At 71.6% G+C, this 16,458-nt stretch carries 17 protein-coding genes; 8 read left to right on the forward strand and 9 right to left on the reverse strand.

Annotation, left to right across the window (positions count from 1 at the left end; all coding sequences use genetic code 11):
- Positions 1-88: 88 nt before the first annotated feature.
- Positions 89-292, reverse strand: a complete 204-nt coding sequence (locus tag ACH4DX_RS12295; RefSeq protein WP_398155009.1) for a hypothetical protein — start codon at positions 290-292, stop codon at positions 89-91.
- Between the two features lie 341 nt (positions 293-633).
- On the opposite strand from ACH4DX_RS12295, the gene ACH4DX_RS12300 reads away from it, so the two are divergent.
- Positions 634-1,959 carry a tetratricopeptide repeat protein gene (locus tag ACH4DX_RS12300; protein ID WP_398120089.1) on the forward strand — a complete coding sequence of 442 codons (1,326 nt, stop codon included), beginning with the start codon at positions 634-636 and terminating at the stop codon, positions 1,957-1,959.
- Positions 1,960-2,037: 78 nt separating this feature from the next.
- Here ACH4DX_RS12300 and ACH4DX_RS12305 read toward each other — a convergent pair whose 3' ends face one another.
- The 3 genes from ACH4DX_RS12305 to ilvA form a co-directional block, all read right to left on the reverse strand.
- Positions 2,038-2,892: an ABC transporter permease gene (locus ACH4DX_RS12305; RefSeq protein WP_398120087.1), complete on the reverse strand. Its 855-nt coding sequence runs from the start codon at positions 2,890-2,892 to the stop codon at positions 2,038-2,040.
- A complete protein-coding gene (locus ACH4DX_RS12310) occupies positions 2,889-3,968 on the reverse strand; it encodes an ATP-binding cassette domain-containing protein (protein WP_398155010.1) in 1,080 nt (359 codons plus the stop codon). Before ACH4DX_RS12310 ends, ACH4DX_RS12305 begins: the two co-directional genes overlap by 4 nt.
- A 281-nt stretch (positions 3,969-4,249) precedes the next feature.
- A complete protein-coding gene (ilvA, locus tag ACH4DX_RS12315; protein ID WP_398155261.1) occupies positions 4,250-5,482 on the reverse strand; it encodes a threonine ammonia-lyase in 1,233 nt (410 codons plus the stop codon).
- Positions 5,483-5,627: 145 nt separating this feature from the next.
- On the opposite strand from ilvA, the gene ACH4DX_RS12320 reads away from it, so the two are divergent.
- The 3 genes from ACH4DX_RS12320 (at position 5,628) to ACH4DX_RS12330 (ending at position 7,035) form a co-directional block, all read left to right on the forward strand.
- Positions 5,628-6,140, forward strand: a complete 513-nt coding sequence (locus ACH4DX_RS12320; protein WP_398120083.1) for a MarR family winged helix-turn-helix transcriptional regulator — start codon at positions 5,628-5,630, stop codon at positions 6,138-6,140.
- A gap of 137 nt (positions 6,141-6,277) precedes the next feature.
- A complete protein-coding gene (locus ACH4DX_RS12325; protein WP_398155011.1) occupies positions 6,278-6,784 on the forward strand; it encodes a sigma factor-like helix-turn-helix DNA-binding protein in 507 nt (168 codons plus the stop codon).
- A complete protein-coding gene (locus ACH4DX_RS12330; RefSeq protein ID WP_398155012.1) occupies positions 6,781-7,035 on the forward strand; it encodes a hypothetical protein in 255 nt (84 codons plus the stop codon). Before ACH4DX_RS12325 ends, ACH4DX_RS12330 begins: the two co-directional genes overlap by 4 nt.
- A gap of 37 nt (positions 7,036-7,072) precedes the next feature.
- Here the strand turns inward: ACH4DX_RS12330 and ACH4DX_RS12335 are convergent, their stop codons facing one another.
- Positions 7,073-8,227: a cystathionine gamma-synthase gene (locus ACH4DX_RS12335; RefSeq protein WP_398155013.1), complete on the reverse strand. Its 1,155-nt coding sequence runs from the start codon at positions 8,225-8,227 to the stop codon at positions 7,073-7,075.
- A 132-nt stretch (positions 8,228-8,359) separates the two neighbouring features.
- On the opposite strand from ACH4DX_RS12335, the gene ACH4DX_RS12340 reads away from it, so the two are divergent.
- The 3 genes from ACH4DX_RS12340 to ACH4DX_RS12350 all read left to right on the forward strand — a co-directional run bounded on the left by ACH4DX_RS12340 (position 8,360) and on the right by ACH4DX_RS12350 (position 11,182).
- Entirely contained in the window at positions 8,360-9,478 is a 1,119-nt protein-coding gene (locus ACH4DX_RS12340) for a hypothetical protein (protein ID WP_398155014.1), read from the forward strand.
- 197 nt (positions 9,479-9,675) lie between these two features.
- Positions 9,676-10,344 (forward strand): peptide-methionine (S)-S-oxide reductase MsrA, encoded by a 669-nt coding sequence (gene msrA, locus ACH4DX_RS12345; protein ID WP_398120074.1) that lies wholly within the window; start codon positions 9,676-9,678, stop codon positions 10,342-10,344.
- Between the two features lie 43 nt (positions 10,345-10,387).
- The gene (locus tag ACH4DX_RS12350; RefSeq protein ID WP_398120073.1) at positions 10,388-11,182 is read left to right on the forward strand and encodes an alpha/beta fold hydrolase; all 795 of its coding nucleotides are present in this window, start codon (positions 10,388-10,390) and stop codon (positions 11,180-11,182) included.
- 75 nt (positions 11,183-11,257) lie between these two features.
- Here the strand turns inward: ACH4DX_RS12350 and ACH4DX_RS12355 are convergent, their stop codons facing one another.
- The 4 genes from ACH4DX_RS12355 to ACH4DX_RS12370 all read right to left on the reverse strand — a co-directional run bounded on the left by ACH4DX_RS12355 (position 11,258) and on the right by ACH4DX_RS12370 (position 15,179).
- The gene (locus ACH4DX_RS12355; protein WP_398120072.1) at positions 11,258-11,494 is read right to left on the reverse strand and encodes a hypothetical protein; all 237 of its coding nucleotides are present in this window, start codon (positions 11,492-11,494) and stop codon (positions 11,258-11,260) included.
- Positions 11,495-11,580: 86 nt separating this feature from the next.
- The gene (gene proP / locus ACH4DX_RS12360) at positions 11,581-13,152 is read right to left on the reverse strand and encodes a glycine betaine/L-proline transporter ProP (RefSeq protein ID WP_398155262.1); all 1,572 of its coding nucleotides are present in this window, start codon (positions 13,150-13,152) and stop codon (positions 11,581-11,583) included.
- A 446-nt stretch (positions 13,153-13,598) separates the two neighbouring features.
- The gene (locus ACH4DX_RS12365; RefSeq protein WP_398120778.1) at positions 13,599-13,985 is read right to left on the reverse strand and encodes a VOC family protein; all 387 of its coding nucleotides are present in this window, start codon (positions 13,983-13,985) and stop codon (positions 13,599-13,601) included.
- Positions 13,986-14,126: 141 nt separating this feature from the next.
- The gene (locus ACH4DX_RS12370) at positions 14,127-15,179 is read right to left on the reverse strand and encodes an NAD(P)-dependent alcohol dehydrogenase (protein WP_398155015.1); all 1,053 of its coding nucleotides are present in this window, start codon (positions 15,177-15,179) and stop codon (positions 14,127-14,129) included.
- A 147-nt stretch (positions 15,180-15,326) separates the two neighbouring features.
- Here ACH4DX_RS12370 and ACH4DX_RS12375 point away from each other — a divergent pair, with 147 nt between their 5' ends.
- On the forward strand, positions 15,327-16,337 hold the full coding sequence (locus tag ACH4DX_RS12375) for a helix-turn-helix transcriptional regulator (RefSeq protein ID WP_398155016.1): 1,011 nt from the start codon (positions 15,327-15,329) through the stop codon (positions 16,335-16,337).
- Positions 16,338-16,458 lie beyond the last annotated feature (121 nt).

The raw sequence follows: 16,458 nt of genomic DNA on the forward strand, positions 1-16,458 counted from the left end.
CCCCGCGAGGTGGGCGGATCCGTGACGTCCTGGCGCTCGACGTGTGCTGACCCGAAGGGCTGCGATGACGCGTCGGAGTACGGGAGTATCACCGGCCCCACTCCTCCGGGACGGCCGGGAGGTGCGGGTCGAGCCCTTCGTGCGGAGCCTCGGGAGACAAGTCTCGGGGGTCGGCGTCCCACTCCCGGCCGCCGCGCGGCGGGCGGAGTTGGACTATCCCCCACTCGGTGTCCATGACCTCACCGATCCGTTTGGTCCGCGAGTCGTACACCGTCTCGTGCAGCTCGGGCATCACAAAAGTCTCCCGAGCGCGTGTTCAGCCACCTTCAGAAGTTGCGGGGTCGGAGGAGCGTAGGTGCGAGGGGCCAGGGGCTGGGCCTCCCCCAATATGGCGCCCGCCCGGATCAGCGCTTCCAGATCGTCCGTAAGTCGTTGAAACTCTTCAGAACCGGGTCCCTGGGCGGTCCCGCTCTGTCCACCGGTCATGGCGTCACTCCGTCTGGCGATCAACCGCGATGCCTTGCGATCTCCCTTGCCTGTAGGTAACCGCACCGCTCCGAGCGGCGGTACCGTGGCAGCGCAGCCACGGTTTTAAATCGTTTAAAGCGCCCTCGGGCGCGAGGAGTTGACGCGATGCCGCAGCCGAACGAGGCCCTGCAACGGCTCTTCGACATGAGCGGCTGGACACTCAGCCAGTGCGCGCGAGCCGTGAACCGCGTCGGCAGCGAGAACGGCACGCCGTTGAAGTACAACGCGTCAGCCGTCCACCACTGGCTTCGCGGCACGACTCCCCGGGGTGAGCGTGTGCCCGGTTACATCGTGGAGGCGTTCTCCAGGCGGCTGGATCGCCCAGTCACCTACCTGGAGGCCGGGTTCGAACCCACGAGCGGTCAGCGTGCCCAACACTTGGACACCGTGGGGGAGATGATCGAACTGGGAAAGGACGACATGGACCCGTCCCGCCGGGGAGTGCTGGGCGCCACGCTCTTCTCGGTCGCGCTCACCGTTCCGGACTGGCCGAACGCGGTCGACCGCCTGACGGCCGTGGAGTCCGGGCGAGCCCAGCGGATCGGCTTCCGCGAAGTGGACACCATCATTGCTATGACGGAAGAGCTTTCCCGTCTCGATGACCAGTTCGGAGGGCGTCACGCGCGGCCGATGGCGGCGGTGTTCCTCGTCGATACGGTGGGCCCGCACCTTCGCGCCGCTGCTTCGGACGCTGTTCGTAAGGCCCTGTTGTCCGCTACGGCCGACCTCCTCTACCTGGCCGGTTTCATGGCCGTTGACGAGGGCCTGGACGGTTTGGCTCAGCGGTACTACTTGAAAGCCCTTGAATGCGCCGGTGCCGCTGGCGACCACCTGACCTACTGCACCACATTGCGCGGGATGAGTCTGCAAGCCATCGACCTCGGCCACGCCCCACACGCTCAACGGCTCGCGGACGCCGCTGCTTCGGCATCGCCCGAGGCCGGACCGCGCATGCGGGCATTCCTGGCGGGGCAACAGGCGCACGCATACGCGGCCACAGGATCAAAGAGCCAAGCTCTGACTTTGATCCGCGAGGCGGAAGTGGCCATGGAAAGAGCCGAAGCCAAGGCCAAGGCCTTTGGAAGCTATGCGCCTTCGTCGCTGGCCTATCACGTGTCTCAGGTGAAGTACGCCCTGGGAGACAAGGCTGGCGCCGTCGAGTCCCTGAAGGAGTCGGACCGACTTCGCCACTCCCACTACCGTCGGAGCAGCGTCCGGTACAACGCCCTTCTGGCGGAACGGCAACTTGAACTCGGGCACCTGGAAGAGGCCTGTTCCACCTGGGGACGGGTCCTCGATGAGTACCCGCTGGTGCGGTCCGGGAGCGCGGACGAGAAGGTCCGGCGCATGAAATCCCTGCTCCGCCCCCATCTTCGTAACCCCGCAGCAGCACACGTGTACCAGCGAGCCCAGCTGCCTGAAGCGGTCTGACACCGCCCCCCCGGGGAACACCGTGCCCGCACCGAAGGCGGAACGCTTCCCGGCAGGGTAACGCCGAAGGGAGGGAAGTCAGCCGGTCGAGCGGTACTTGCGCACCGCCAAGGTGCGGAAGATCAGCAGAATCACCACCGACCAGATCACCGACGCCAGTACCGGGTGCCGCATGGGCCACGCCTCGGGGGTCTGGAAGCCTGGCGGGAGGTTGCCGAACAGTTCTCGGCAGGCCTGGACCGTGGTGCTGAACGGGTTCCACTCGGCGATGTGCCGGAAGAACGTCGGCAGTTTGTTGGAGTCCACGAAGGCGTTCGAGATGAACGTGAGAGGGAACAGCCAGATCAGTCCGCCCGAGGTCGCCGCCTCCGGCGTGCGGACCGACAGGCCGATCAGGGCGCCGATCCACGAGAAGGCGTACCCGAGCAGGAGCAGCAGGCCGAAGCCCGCGAGGATCTTGCCGAAGTTCTCGTGGGTGCGCCAGCCGAGGATCAGGGCGACGCCCGCGAGGACGAGCAGGGTCAGCGCGGTCTGCGCCAGGTCGGCGATGGTGCGGCCGGTGAGGACGGCGCCGCGCGCCATGGGCAGGGAACGGAACCGGTCGATCAGGCCCTTGTGCATGTCGTCGGCGATGCCCGCGCCCGCACCTGCCGTGGCGAAGGTGACGGTCTGCGCGAAGATGCCCGCCATCAGGAAGTTGCGGTAGTCCTGCGACGAGATCGAGCCGCCCACCTGGATGGACCCGCCGAAGACGTACGTGAAGAGGATCACGAACATCACGGGCTGGATCAGACCGAAGAGGACCACTTCGGGAATCCGGATCATGCGGATCAGATTCCGCTTGGCGACGACCAGGGAGTCCCTGACGGACTGGCGGAGTCCGCCGGCGGGCCTTGGCCCGGCCTTGAGCGCGGTATCGGTGGCGGTACTCACTTGTCGGCCTCCTTCTTGCGCTGCGGCTCGGCGAGGGAACTGCGCTGCGGCCCGGTGCCGGAACCGCGCCGCGACCGGGCGCCGCCCCCGGCCCCGGGCCCGGCGTCGGTGCCCGCGCCATCGCCCTCGTCCGCCAACTCCGCGGCGTGGCCGGTGAGGGAGATGAAGACGTCGTCGAGGGTGGGGCGGCGCAGTCCGATGTCGTCGATCTCGATGCCGCGGGCGTCCAGCTCGCGGATGACCTCGGCGAGCAGCTTGGCGCCGCCGGTGACGGGGACGGTCAGCTTGCGGGTGTGCTCGGCGACGGCGACCTCGCCCTTGCCGAAGCCGCGAAGGACCTCGGAGGCGGTGGCGATGCGCTCGCGGTCGTGCACCACGACCTCGACGCGCTCTCCGCCGGTCTGCGCCTTGAGCTGGTCCGAGGTGCCGCGGGCGATGACGCGGCCGTGGTCGACGACGCAGATGTCGTGCGCCAGGTGGTCGGCTTCCTCCAGATACTGCGTGGTCAGGAGCAGGGTCGTGCCGCCCGCGACGAGTTCCTGGATGACCTCCCACAGGCCCTGGCGGTTGCGCGGGTCGAGCCCCGTGGTGGGCTCGTCCATGAACATCACGGGTGGCGACACGACGAGGGCGGCGGCGAGGTCGAGGCGGCGGCGCATACCGCCGGAGTAGGTCTTGGAGGGGCGGTCGGCGGCGTCGGCGAGGTGGAACCGGTCGAGCAGCTCACCGGCCCGGGCCTTGGCCTCCTTGGCCTTCATCTGATAGAGCTGGCCGACCATCTGGAGGTTCTCACGACCCGTCAGATACTCGTCCACGGCGGCGAACTGGCCGGAGAGGCCGATGGAGCGCCGCACTTCGTTCGGATGCTTCAGGACGTCGATCCCGGCGACGGTCGCCCTGCCGCTGTCGGGCGTGAGCAGCGTCGTCAGACAGCGGACCGCGGTGGTCTTTCCCGCGCCGTTCGGCCCGAGCAGGCCGAGGACGGTGCCTTCCGGGACATCGAGATCGACGCCGTCCAGAGCCCTTACGTCACCGAAGGTCTTCACCAGACCTTCGGCGTAGATGGCGCCTGGCATGTGGGTCTCCCATGGGTGGGTGGAACCTGGCGAACTGGCTGAAGCCGAACATGCTCTCCGGCTTGAACGGGCTACCTAGCGAAAAGTTTAGGTTTGTCGGGTTCTGCTTGCCCAGCGCTTTTCCTGGCGCACAGCACACTAACGCGATACATCGCGTCTACTCAACGAGAATGGCCGAGTCCGCATGTCCCCCCGGTGCACGCACGACCACGCACGGCGCGCGCGACACCCCCGCACGCCCCCGGAAGGCCGTCCCCCCGACCGATGGCCGGACGGCCCCCTCAGCCGATGACCAGATACCCCGCCTCCCGCAACGCCCCGCCGACCTCGGCGCAGTGTTCCGGGCCCTTCGTCTCCAGCTGGAGCTTCACCTCCGCCTCGGTGAGGCCGAGCCGGGGGTCGGTGCGTACATGGCGTACGTCCAGGACGTTGGCGTCCACCTCCGACAGCACGCCGAGCAGCGTGGCGAGGGCGCCGGGGCGGTCCGTCAGGCGCAGCCGCAGCGACAGATAGCGGCCCGCCGCCGCCATGCCGTGGCGCAGGGTGCGCTGCATCAGGAGCGGGTCCACGTTGCCGCCGGAGAGCAGCGCGACGACGGGGCCGCCCGCGAAGGCGCCCGGGTCGCTCAGGAGGGCGGCGACCGGGCTCGCGCCCGCGGGTTCGACCACCATCTTCGCCCGCTCCAGGCAGAGCAGCAAGGCACTGGACAGCTCGTCCTCGGAGACCGTGACGATGTCGTCCACGAGCTCCTCGACGATGCGGAACGGCACGTCCCCCGGCCGCCCCACCTTGATGCCGTCCGCCATGGTCACCGGGTGCTCGACGGACACCGGCCGCCCCGCGGCGAGCGAGGGCGGGTACGCGGCGGAACCGGCGGCCTGCACGCCGACAAGGCGCACGTCCGGGCGCACCGCCTTCACGGCCACGGCGATGCCCGCGGCGAGACCGCCGCCGCCCACGCCGACGACGAGGGTGCGCACCTCGGGGCACTGCTCCAGGATCTCCAGGCCGACGGTGCCCTGCCCGGCGACGACGTCCGGGTGGTCGAAGGGGTGTATGAAGACGGCGCCGGTCTCCCGGGCGTAGTCCTGCGCCGCGGCCAGCGTCTCGTCGACGACCTGGCCGCGCAGGCGCACCTCCGCGCCGTACTCCCGGGTCGCCGCGACCTTGGGCAGCGGGGCGCCGACCGGCATGAACACCGTCGAGCGCACACCGAGCAGCGAGGACGCGAGGGCCACGCCCTGGGCGTGGTTGCCCGCGCTGGCCGCGACGACACCGGCGGCGCGCTCCTCGGGCAGCAGCCCGGCGATCCGCACATAGGCGCCGCGCAGCTTGAAGGACCCGGTCCGCTGGAGGTTCTCGCACTTCAGGTGCACCGGGGCGCCGACGAGCCGCGAGAGGTGCCTGCTGCCCTCCATGGCGGTGACCCGGGAGACGCCGACGAGCATCTTCTGCGCCCCGCGCACGTCGTCGAGCGTCACCGAAGGAAAGGAGCGAGTGGTGCGGTAGCTCATGACCGCAGTCTCGCAGTTCACGCCCGTCTCCTCGCCGTGTGACCAAGCCGCGAGACGGGTTTGCGCAGCGCCGGTACGGGTAGCGCCGGGGCCGCGTACTCTGTCCCCCAATCCACCACTCTTCACATGAAGTGAGCCCCCGGCCATGCCCACAACTCCGGACATGACGACCGCCAGTGATCCCGGCCTCCTCGACACGCTCCAGCACCAGGTCGCGGTGTTCGCGCGGCGCGCGGAGCAGACCCGCCTCGGCGGCGTCGGACAGGTCCGCAACTCCATGGATCGCGCCGCGTACCTGCTGCTCAACCGCCTCGACAAGGAAGGGCCCATGGGCGTCAAAGCGCTAGCGGCAAGCATGGGCATCGACTCCTCGACCGTGACCCGCCAGGTCGCACCACTGGTCGACACCGGCCTGGTCAAGCGCACATCGCACCCCGAGGACGGCCGCGCGGTCGTCCTCCAGTTGTCGCCGCGCGGGCAGGCCCGCCTCGACGAGGTCCGCTCCTCGCGGCGCGAACTGATGGCGGAGCTCACGCAGGACTGGGCTCCGCAGGAGCGGGAGAGCTTCACGACCCTGCTCACCCGCTTCAACACGGCGCTCTCGGCGCGGCAGTCGTCCCAGGCACTACCGGACGCTGTCGCTCCGGCCGACTCCTGAGCCCCCGGCCGCGGTTCGCCGACTGCCGCGGCCGGGCCCCGGGCGGATCGTTCCGCTCGCGCAGGGCTCTTGACCTGGGCGCCGTGCCTGGCCTCAGATGAAACCGGGTCCCCCGATGCCGAACGGCGGGAGGCGCGGTGCGAGAGCGGCAGGCCACGCAACAGGGCCGCCGTGCCCGGGAGTTCGAAGCGTTCGTCGCGGGCGCGGCAGGCCGCCTTCTGCATGCCGCGACGCTGCTCACCGGTGAGCGGCCCGGTGCCGACCCGCGCGCGCGGGCACTGCTCACCGGGGCGCTCGCCGCCACCTACGCCTCCTGGGACCGCCTCCGCGGCGAGGACCCCTACGACCGCACCCGTACCGCCCTGGTCGTCCGTTTCGCCCGCGGTGCCTGGCGGCGGCCCCGCGGGCGCGGGGGCCTGCTCGACCGGCTCTCCCCGCAGGAGCGGCTCGTACTCGTCCTGCGCCTCTACGAAGGCGTGGCCGAGGAGCAGACGGCCGCGCTGCTCGGGCTCCCCGTCGAACGGGTACGGGCCCTCTCCGCGCGGGCCGTCGCCGCGGTGCTCCGTCCGCCGCGCGGGCCCGCAACCGCCGCGGCACAGCCCCCCGTACCGCCCACCGCGCTGGGGAAGGCGGCCCCGTCATGAGTCAGCAGGAGCGCCGTGAGGCGGCCGTGCGGCAGTTGCTCGACGCGGGCGGGCCCGCGCCCGTGCCGCCCGACCTGCACGCCGACGCCGTGCGCCGCGGCGCGGGCATGCTGCGGCGGCGCACCGTGCTGCGGCGCGCCTGCTGGCTGCTGCTGCTCGCCGCCGTCCTCGCCTTCACCGTCTGGGCGGCGGACGCGAGGCCGTGGACGGAGCCCCCGTCCCGGACCACGCCGCCGCTCACCCGCTGGTAGCGGCCGGGGAAGGGGCGTACGCCGGATCCGCGGCCCCCTAGCCGAGCGCCTGCCGCAGGTCCGCGAGCAGGTCGTCGGCGGACTCGATGCCTACGGAGAGGCGCACCAGGTCGGCGGGGACCTCCAGGGCGGAGCCCGCGGTGGAGGCGTGCGTCATCCGGCCGGGGTGCTCGATGAGGGACTCGACGCCGCCGAGGGACTCACCGAGCGTGAAGAGTTGGGCGCGGTTGCAGACCTCGACGGCCGCTTCCTCGCCGCCTTCGACCCGGAAGGACACCATGCCCCCGAAGGCCTTCATCTGCTTGGCCGCGACCTCGTGGCCCGGGTGCGAGGAGAGCCCGGGGTAGAGGACCTCCGTCACGCGCGCGTGCCGCGTGAGCATGTCCACGATGCGCTCGGCGTTCTCGCTGTGCCGGTCCATGCGGACGGCGAGGGTCTTGACGCCCCGGAGCACGAGCCAGGAGTCGAAGGGCCCGGCCACGGCGCCCATGGCGTTCTGGTGGTAGGCCAGCTCCTCGCCGAGCGCGTCGTCGTTCACGACGAGCGCGCCGCCGACGACGTCGGAGTGCCCGCCCATGTACTTCGTCATGGAGTGCACGACCACGTCGGCGCCGAGGGCGAGCGGCTGCTGGAGGTAGGGGCTCGCGAAGGTGTTGTCGACGACGAGCCTGGCCCCGGCCTCGCGGGCGATCCGGGCCGTGGCCTCGATGTCGGTGATGCCGAGGAGCGGGTTGGACGGGGTCTCCACCCACACCGCCTTGGTGCGCGGCGTGATCGCGGCGCGCACCGCGGCCGGGTCGGAGGTGTCGGCGACGGACCACTCCACGCCCCACCGCGAGACGACCTTGGCGAACAACCGGAACGTGCCGCCGTACGCGTCGTTGGGGATGACCACGTGGTCGCCGGGCCCGAGCAGCGTACGCAGCAGGCAGTCCTCGGCGGCGAGGCCGGAGGCGAAGGCGAGGCCGCGGCGGCCGCCTTCGAGGGCCGCGAGGTTCTCCTCCAGGGCGGTGCGCGTCGGGTTGGCGCTGCGGCTGTACTCGTAGCCGCCGCGCAGTCCGCCGACTTCGTCCTGCTTGTACGTGGACACCTGGTAGATGGGCGGGACGACGGCGCCGGTCAGCGGGTCGGCGGTGTTGCCCGCGTGGATGGCGACGGTCTCGAAGCTCTGGCTGCTGTGCGAGTCACTCATGCGGCCTGAGCGTAATGCGGCGCGGCGCCCGGGGCCGGGCGGGTGGGGGCCCGCGGGCCCGGCGCGGGATGGTTCGGCCGGGGGCGCGACCAGGTTGGCCAATTGTCACAGGCTTCTGGTTCGCTTGTCCGTATGGAGATTCTCTGGGTCCTGATGGCCCTGGTCATGATCGGCGCGGTCCTCGGCCCCTACCTGCTGCGCAGGCGCGGCGGGATCCGCCAGGTGCACCCGGGCTCCCCGGACGCGGCGGACCCGGCGAACTACGGCTTCGCGCTCCAGGAGGAGCTGGACATCCGCATGCCGGGCCCGGACGCCGACCTCCTGGAGGTCCTCGACGTGGTGCAGCGTACGCAGGACTGGCGCGCCGCATCCCAGCTCCTGGCCGGGACGGAGGTGCACGGGGAGCAGCGCTGGCAGCGCGTGCAGGCCTTCGCCGGCGCCGCGTCCCTGGAGCTCGCGCAGCGGCCCGGCGGGGTCGGCGACACCCCCGGGGGGCAGTGGCTGCGGGTGTGGCGGGCGGAGGCCCCGAAGGACGCGGGCGGCGCCGCGGTGCACGCGGAGTTCCTGGTGCAGCAGGCCTGGCGCACGGCGACACCCGGGACGGACGAGTTCCGGATCATCCTGGAGGAGGCCAAGGAAGCCTGCGGCCAAGCGGCCCTGCTCTCCCCCGGCGACCCGATCCCGTACATCGTGGAGCTGTCGATCGCCCGCGGCCTCGCCTATCCGCGCGCGGAGTTCGAGCAGCTGTGGCTGAAGATCCTGGACCGCGCCCCGGCGCACATGGGGGCGCACATGGCGGCGCTGCACTACTGGTGCGAGAAGTGGCACGGCACCCGCGAGGAGGCCTCCTCCTTCGCTGAGGCCGCCGCGACCCGTGCCCCGCAGGGCTCCCTGCTCTCCGCGCTCCCGCTGTTCGCGGTGTACGAGCACCTGCCGGAGGTCAATCTGGTCCGCGGGTTCTACGAGAGCGAGGTCGTGACGAAGGCGATCGAGGGCGCCCAGTTCGCGGTGCACTCGGCCCGCGCGGGCGACCCGATGCTCGCGCACGTCCGCCACCTCCTGGTGTTCTTCCTGGTCCGCTGCGAGCGCTGGGGCGAGGCGATGCACCAGCTGGTGCACGTCGACGGCCATGTGGGCGCCCTGCCCTGGACCGTGTCCGGCGACCCGGCGGCGGACTACGCGGTCTACCGCGCCCTGGCCGTCGCGGGGTACGAGGCCAACGGCGGCAGCCCGGCGACCCTGCCGCACTGAGCGCCGCCGAGCGCCCCGGGTCCCGGGTCCCGGGTCCCGCGCCGCGCCCCGGGCCCCGCGCCCCGGGACCAGGTGTGACCGGCAGGAATGTCCCCGGCCACCCCGTCGTTGTACGGGTACGCCGCCCCGCCCCGCACCGCCGGGTGACGCCACGCCAGCCGACGCCACGCCACGCCACGCCACGAGGAGAGAAGCACATGATCTTCGGCCGCACCCCCGTGCTCCCCACGCCCGAGGAGGCCCTGAAGGGCCGCGCGACACCCGAGTTCGAGGTGCCCGCGCGGCACACCGTCCTCGGCAACGCCCTGCTCGGCCCCTACCCCGAGGGCCTGGAGGTGGCCGACTTCGCGCTCGGCTGCTTCTGGGGCGCCGAGCGCAAGTTCTGGCAGACGGACGGCGTCTGGACGACCCTCGTCGGCTACCAGGGCGGATACACCGAGAACCCCGCCTACGAAGAGGTCTGCTCCGGCCTCACCGGCCACGCGGAAGCCGTACGCGTCGTCTTCGACCCCACCAAGGTCACCTATGCCGAGCTCCTGAAGCTCTTCTGGGAGTCGCACGACCCGACCCAGGGCTTCCGCCAGGGCAACGACGTGGGCACCCAGTACCGCTCCGCGATCTACACCCACTCCCCCGCCCAGGAAGCCGCCGCCACCGCGTCCCGCGACGCCTACCAGCAGGTCCTGACCGCCTCGGGACACGGCACGATCACCACGGCGCTGCTGCCCGCCGACGGCCGCACGTTCTGGCCCGCCGAGGCCCACCACCAGCAGTACCTGGACAAGAACCCGGACGGCTACTGCGGCATCGGCGGCACCGGCGTGAGCTGCCCGATCGGCGTCGCCAAGGCCGGCGGCGGCGCCTGAGGCCCGGGCCACCGCACCGGAACAGCCACGGACCCGCGTCCCCGTGCCCCACGCCCACGCCCCCGACGGCACCGCCCTCCACTACGAGCTGCGCGGCTCCGGTGCACCGCTGGTGCTGCTCAGCGGGCAGTCCAACAGCCGCCGGTGGTGGGACCCCGTGGTCGCGGACTTCGCCGCCCGGTACACGACCGTCACGATCGACTGGCGCGGGACCGGCGAGAGCGACCGGCCCGACACCGACACCTACAGCACCCGAGGGTTCGCCGCCGACGTGACGGCCGTGCTCGACGACGCCGGGATCGGGCGTGCGCACGTGTACGGCACCTCGATGGGCGGCCGGGTCGCCCAGTGGCTCGCCGCCGAGTACCCGGAGCGGGTCGAGCGGCTCGTGCTCGGCTGTACGTCGCCGGGGGCGCCGCACGGCGTCGAACGCGGCCCCGAGGTGCGGCGGGCGCTCGCCCAGGCCGACCCGGTCGCGGCCCGGCGGGTGCTCCTGGAGCTGATGTACACGCCCGCGTGGATCGCCGCGCGGGAAGCCGCGGGGCGCACGGAGTTCACCACCCTCGGGGACCCCGCCATGCCCGCGCACGCCCGCCGCCGCCATCTGCGCGCCAGCGCCCGGCACGACGCGTGGGACGCCCTCCCGCGGATCGAGGCACCGACGCTCGTCGTGCACGGCGGCGACGACACGTTCAACCCGACCGCGAACGCCGCCCTCATCGCGAACCGCGTCCCGAACGCCCGCAAGGAGCTGGTCCCGGGCGCGCGGCACGCCTACTTCGAGGAGTTCGCAGCGGTGGCGACGCCACTGGTGCTCACGTTCCTGGAGGGTTCCTAGGAGACCTCACGCACCGGGACGGCTCCCGGCGGGCCCGGGGCCGCACGCTCCGGGACGGCCCGGCAGACCCGGCCCTCACAGATGGCGCGGCGGGCTGTTGCGGATCGCCGAACGGCGGGCCCACAGCGCGCAGATCAGCAGGACGAGACCGGCGAAGCTGTACGCCCAGGCGTCCGTGGTGCCGGTGGCGGCGCCGACACCCCAGGCGATGGACCAGAGCGCGAGCAGGACACAGAGCGCGGTCCACGCCAGCGTCCACATCCGGTGGCGCGCCTCGAGGCGGTGCGGGGTGCCGCGTTCCATCTGTCCCATGTCCGGCGAGGCATCGTGTTCTCCGTGAACAGTCATACTTCGCCGGATTCCCGGGACCGCGGGGACGAACCAACTTCGCGCCCGGTTCACTCGTCGCGTTCGCCGGACCGCTCTCCCGGCGTGCGCGACGCCTTGCCGCCCCCGCGAGGATGCCGGAGGCGTAGCCAGAGGTCCCGTGCCCGCCTGCCCTCCTCGACGCGGCTGCGGGCGACCACTTCGCGGGCCTCGCCCTGGGTCTCGACCATCGGGCCCGAGCCGCGCAGCGGCTGCCCCGCCGTCTCGTGCAGGAAGAACGTCGACACCAGACCGATCACTCCGGCCACCATCAAGTAGTAGCCGGGAATCAGGGTGTTGCCCGTCCGCTCGACCAGGAACGAGGCGAAGAGCGGGGTGGTGCCGCCGAACAGGGACACCGAGATGTTGAAGGCGATCGACAGGGCGCCGTACCGCAGCCGGGTGGGGAACAGGGCCGGCAGTGTGGCCGCCGCCGTACCGGCGAAGCACACCAGGAGCAGCCCGAGGATCGCGCAGCCGAACGCGGGGAAGAGGATGCCGCCCTCGCGGATCAGCAGGAACGCGGGCACGGACAGCGCGATCAAGGCGATGCTGCCGCCCATGAACATCGGACGCCTGCCCCACCGGTCGGAACTGCGGCCCACGGTGGTGATGGCGAGCGCCACGAGCAGCATGGTGCCGAGCACGAGCACCTGCGCGGTGGTGTCGCTCTCGCCCAGGGTCACCGTCATGAACGTCGGCAGGTACGACGTCACCATGTAGTTGGTGACGTTGTAGAGCAGCACCAGGCCCATGCAGATGAGCACCGCCTGCCAGTGCCGGGTGAAGATCTCCTTGAGTCGGCCCTTGCCGGACTGGCGGGCCTCCTCGACGGGGTCCCCGCCGTCGCCCCGCTCCTCGTCCTGCCCCTCGCCGTCCCCCCGCCCGGCCGCCGCGGAGGCGACCTCCTGCTTGAAGGCGGGCGTCTCCTCCAGCTTCAGGCGCATGTAGAGGCCGATGATGCCGAGCGGTCCCGCGATGAAGAACGGGATGCGCCAGCCCCAGCTCTCCAGGCCGTCCGAGCCGAGCGTCAGCGTGAGGACGGTGACGAGGCCCGAGCCCAGGGAGTAGCCGACGAAGGTGCCGAAGTCGAGCCAGCTGCCGAGGAACCCGCGCCGCTGGTCGGGGGCGTACTCGGCGATGTAGGTGGTGGCGCCCGCGTACTCGCCGCCGGTGGAGAAGCCCTGGACGAGCCGGCACAGCAGGAGCAGCAGCGGGGCGGCGAAGCCGATCGAGGCGTACGAGGGCAGGAAGCCGACCGCGAAGGTGCTCGCCGCCATCATGATCATGGTCGCGGCGAGGACGCGCTGCCGGCCGATGCGGTCGCCGAGCGGCCCGAAGACGAGCCCGCCGAGGGGGCGTACGACGAAGGCCGCGGCGAAGGTGGCGAAGGTGGCGACGACCTGGGCACCGGGCGAGCTCGACGGGAAGAAGACCTTGCCGAGCGTGCCCGCCAGGTAGGCGTAGACCCCGAAGTCGAACCACTCCATGGTGTTGCCGAGCGCGGCGGCCGACACCGCGCGCCGCACCATCGGCTGGTCCGAGACCGTGACGTCCTCGGGGCTCAGTGACTTCTTGCGCCGCCGAAGGAGCGTGCGCTGCATGCGGTCGGTCGCCGCCGAGCGGGCCTTGGGCGCCGTGTCCGTCTCGGCCCCGCCGGGTCGTCGTGGGGTTCCGCGTGGAGAGCCTCTCGCCATGGACCCTTTCCCCTCCTGCCGACCAAGGTAAAGCTGTGCCGCCGCAAAATTAAGCCGCCCCCTGGGGAGCGGCAAGGCGACGATTCCCTTCTGCGCCCGTTCCCGGACGCAACGGATTCATACATGATCTTTGGCAGGGAGAGGTGGAGGGAGGCTCTGGAGAGAGGGGACGAGGACCGCGGGGCCCGGTGCGGACGTACGCCCGTACGGATGAGGAGGGGGCGTACACCCGTACGGGTGAGGAGGGGACGCACGCGCATACGGATGAGGAGGGGACGCGAGCCCGTACGGATGAGGGGGCGGCCCGAAGGCTCGCCCCCTGGTGCACCGCGCCCGGCTCCGCGCCGGGTCAGTCAGTCCCCCGACCCGTACGGCCTGGTGAGGATCTCCAGCTTGTGGCCGTTCGGGTCGTTCCAGTACAGACCGCGGCCGCCGTCGTTCGTGTTGATCTGATGGTCCAACTTGTGGTACGGGTCAGCCCAGTAGGTGAGACCGCGCTCCTTGATGCGCTCGAAGATCGCGTCGAACTCGTCCTCGGAGACCAGGAACGCGTAGTGCTGCGCCACGAACGGCTCGCCGTCGCCCTCGTAGTAGTCGAGCGTGACGCCGTTGGGGATGGTCACCGGGATGAACGGGCCGTACTGCGGGCCGACTTCGAGACCCAGGATGTCGGCGAGGAACTGCGCCGAGGCCTTCTTGTCCTCAGCCACGACAATGGTGTGGTTCAACTCGATGGTCATCGTGCGGACCTCCTCGTAGGTGACGTCCACCACGGTAGGCACGCGCACCGGCCCCGGGAATCGGCCGACAGGTCGGGGCGGACTGCGCTCTGCGCCCTAGGCCGGGGGTCGCAGTCGCATTCCGGTCAGCCGCGCGGTCCGTCAGATCGTCGCCGCGTCGATCACGAAGCGGTAGCGCACGTCGCTGGCGAGCACCCGCTCGTACGCCTCGTTGATCTGCTCGGCCGTGATCAGCTCGATCTCGGCGCCCAGGCCGTGCTCGGCGCAGAAGTCCAGCATCTCCTGGGTCTCCCTGATGCCGCCGATGGCGGAGCCCGCGAGGGTCCTGCGCTGGAGCATGAGGGGGAAGAGGTTCAGCGAGACGGGCTCCTCGGGGGCGCCGACGTTCACCAGGGCGCCGTCCGTCTTGAGGAGGCCCAGGTACTGGTCGAAGGGCAGCGGCGCGGAGACCGTGGACACGATCAGGTCGAAGGACCCCGCGAGCCGCTCGAAGGTGCTCTCGTCGCTGGTCGCGTAGTAGTGGTCGGCGCCGAGGCGCAGGCCGTCGTCCTTCTTGCGCAGGGACTGCGAGAGGACGGTCACCTCCGCGCCCATGGCGTGCGCGATCTGCACGGCCATGTGGCCGAGGCCGCCGAGCCCGACGACGGCCACCTTCTTGCCGGGGCCCGCGTTCCAGTGGGCGAGCGGGGAGTACGTGGTGATGCCCGCGCACAGCAGCGGCGCGGCCACGTCGAGGGCGAGGCCGTCGGGGATGCGCAGCGTGAAGGCCTCGTCGACGACGATCCGCGCGGAGTAGCCGCCGAGGGTGGGCTCGCCGTTCTTGTCGAGGGCGTTGTACGTCTGGATGTTGCCCTTGTCGCAGTACTGCTCCTGGCCCGCCCGGCAGTTCTCGCACACGCGGCAGGAGTCGACCATGCAGCCGACGCCGACGCGGTCGCCTGCCGTGAACCTGGTGACGTCGGCACCGACCTCCGCCACCACACCGGCGATCTCGTGCCCCGGGACCATCGGGAAGATGCCCTCGCCCCAGCCGTCACGGGCCTGGTGGATGTCGGAGTGGCAGATACCGGCGTACTTGACGTCGATGAGGACGTCGGACGGGCCGACGGGGCGGCGCTCGATGGTCGTGCGCTCCAGCGGGGCCTTGGCGGAGGGAGCGGCGTAAGCGGGTACGTGCGTAGTCTGTGCGGTCATGCTTTCGAGGCTGCCACCTGCGCGAACAGTCACCCAGCCCTCCATCGTGCCTACGCCCGGCGGGCGTGGCACCGGCCTGCGTACCACTGCTCTGCCTACTACTGACAGGAACAGGCTGGCCCCAGGACGAGGCCGGATACTGGACGTATGGACGAGAACGCGCCCGCAGGTCATCCCACCGAGGCCCCCGCCCCGCAGGAGCCGCAAGACCCGCGGGAGCCGCAAGACTCGCGGGAGCCGCAGGACTCGCGGGAGCCGCAGGACCCGCAGCCGCAGCCGCAGCAGTCTCAGCAGCCGGACACCCTCGACCCCCGCGCCGAGCTGAGCGAGTTCCTGCGCACCCGCAGGGCCCGCCTCCAGCCCCACGACGTCGGGCTGCCGAGCTACGGCCGCCACCGGCGCGTTCCCGGGCTGCGGCGCGAGGAGCTCGCGCAGCTCGCCGGGGTGTCGGTGGCGTACTACACCCGCCTGGAACAGGGCAACGGCCGCAATGTGTCGGGCGAGGTCCTCGACTCCATCGCGCGGGCCCTGCGACTGAGCGACGCCGAGCACGCCCACCTCACGCACCTGGCGAAGCCGACCGCGCACAAGAAGAAGAAGGCCACCCGCACCCAGCACCTGCGGACCGAGATGCGGCACCTGATGGACGCGATGGACGGCGTGCCCGCGTACGTCCTCGGCCGCCGCTCGGAGATCCTCGGCTGGAACCGGATGGCGGCGGCGCTCTTCGGCGACTGGGGCGAGCTCCCGCGCGAGGAGCGGAACTGGGCGCGGCTCACCTTCCTGGACGCGCGGATGCGGGAGCTGTTCCACGAGACGTGGGAGCAGAAGGCGTCGGACATCGTCAGCTTCCTGCGCATGGAGGCGGGCTGCTACCCCAACGACCCGCTGCTCTCCGCCCTGGTCGGCGAACTCTCCGTGAAGAGCCCGGAGTTCCGCGGCCTGTGGGCCACCCACGACGTCCGGGAGAAGAGCCACGGCGTGAAGCGCCTGCGGCACCCCGTGGTGGGCGAGCTGACCCTGTCGTTCGAGTCGATGCGGCTGCCCGACGACCACGACCAGACCCTGGTGACGTACCACGCCGAACCGGCGTCCCCGTCGGCCGAGGGCCTCGCGCTCCTCGCCAGCTGGGGCGTGGAACGCCCGGCGCACCGGTAGCGGACCGCGGGGGGGCGGGGGGCCCCCGCCCCCCCCCCCCCCGCCCCGGGCGCGCCGGGGGGGGGGGGGGGCGCCATCCCCGAGGTCGGGGGGGTTTTGGTGGGCCGGGGGGTGTGGGGCG

It is taken from the genome of Streptomyces sp. NPDC017940, from assembly GCF_044328435.1.
Taxonomy (GTDB): Bacteria; Actinomycetota; Actinomycetes; order Streptomycetales; family Streptomycetaceae; genus Streptomyces.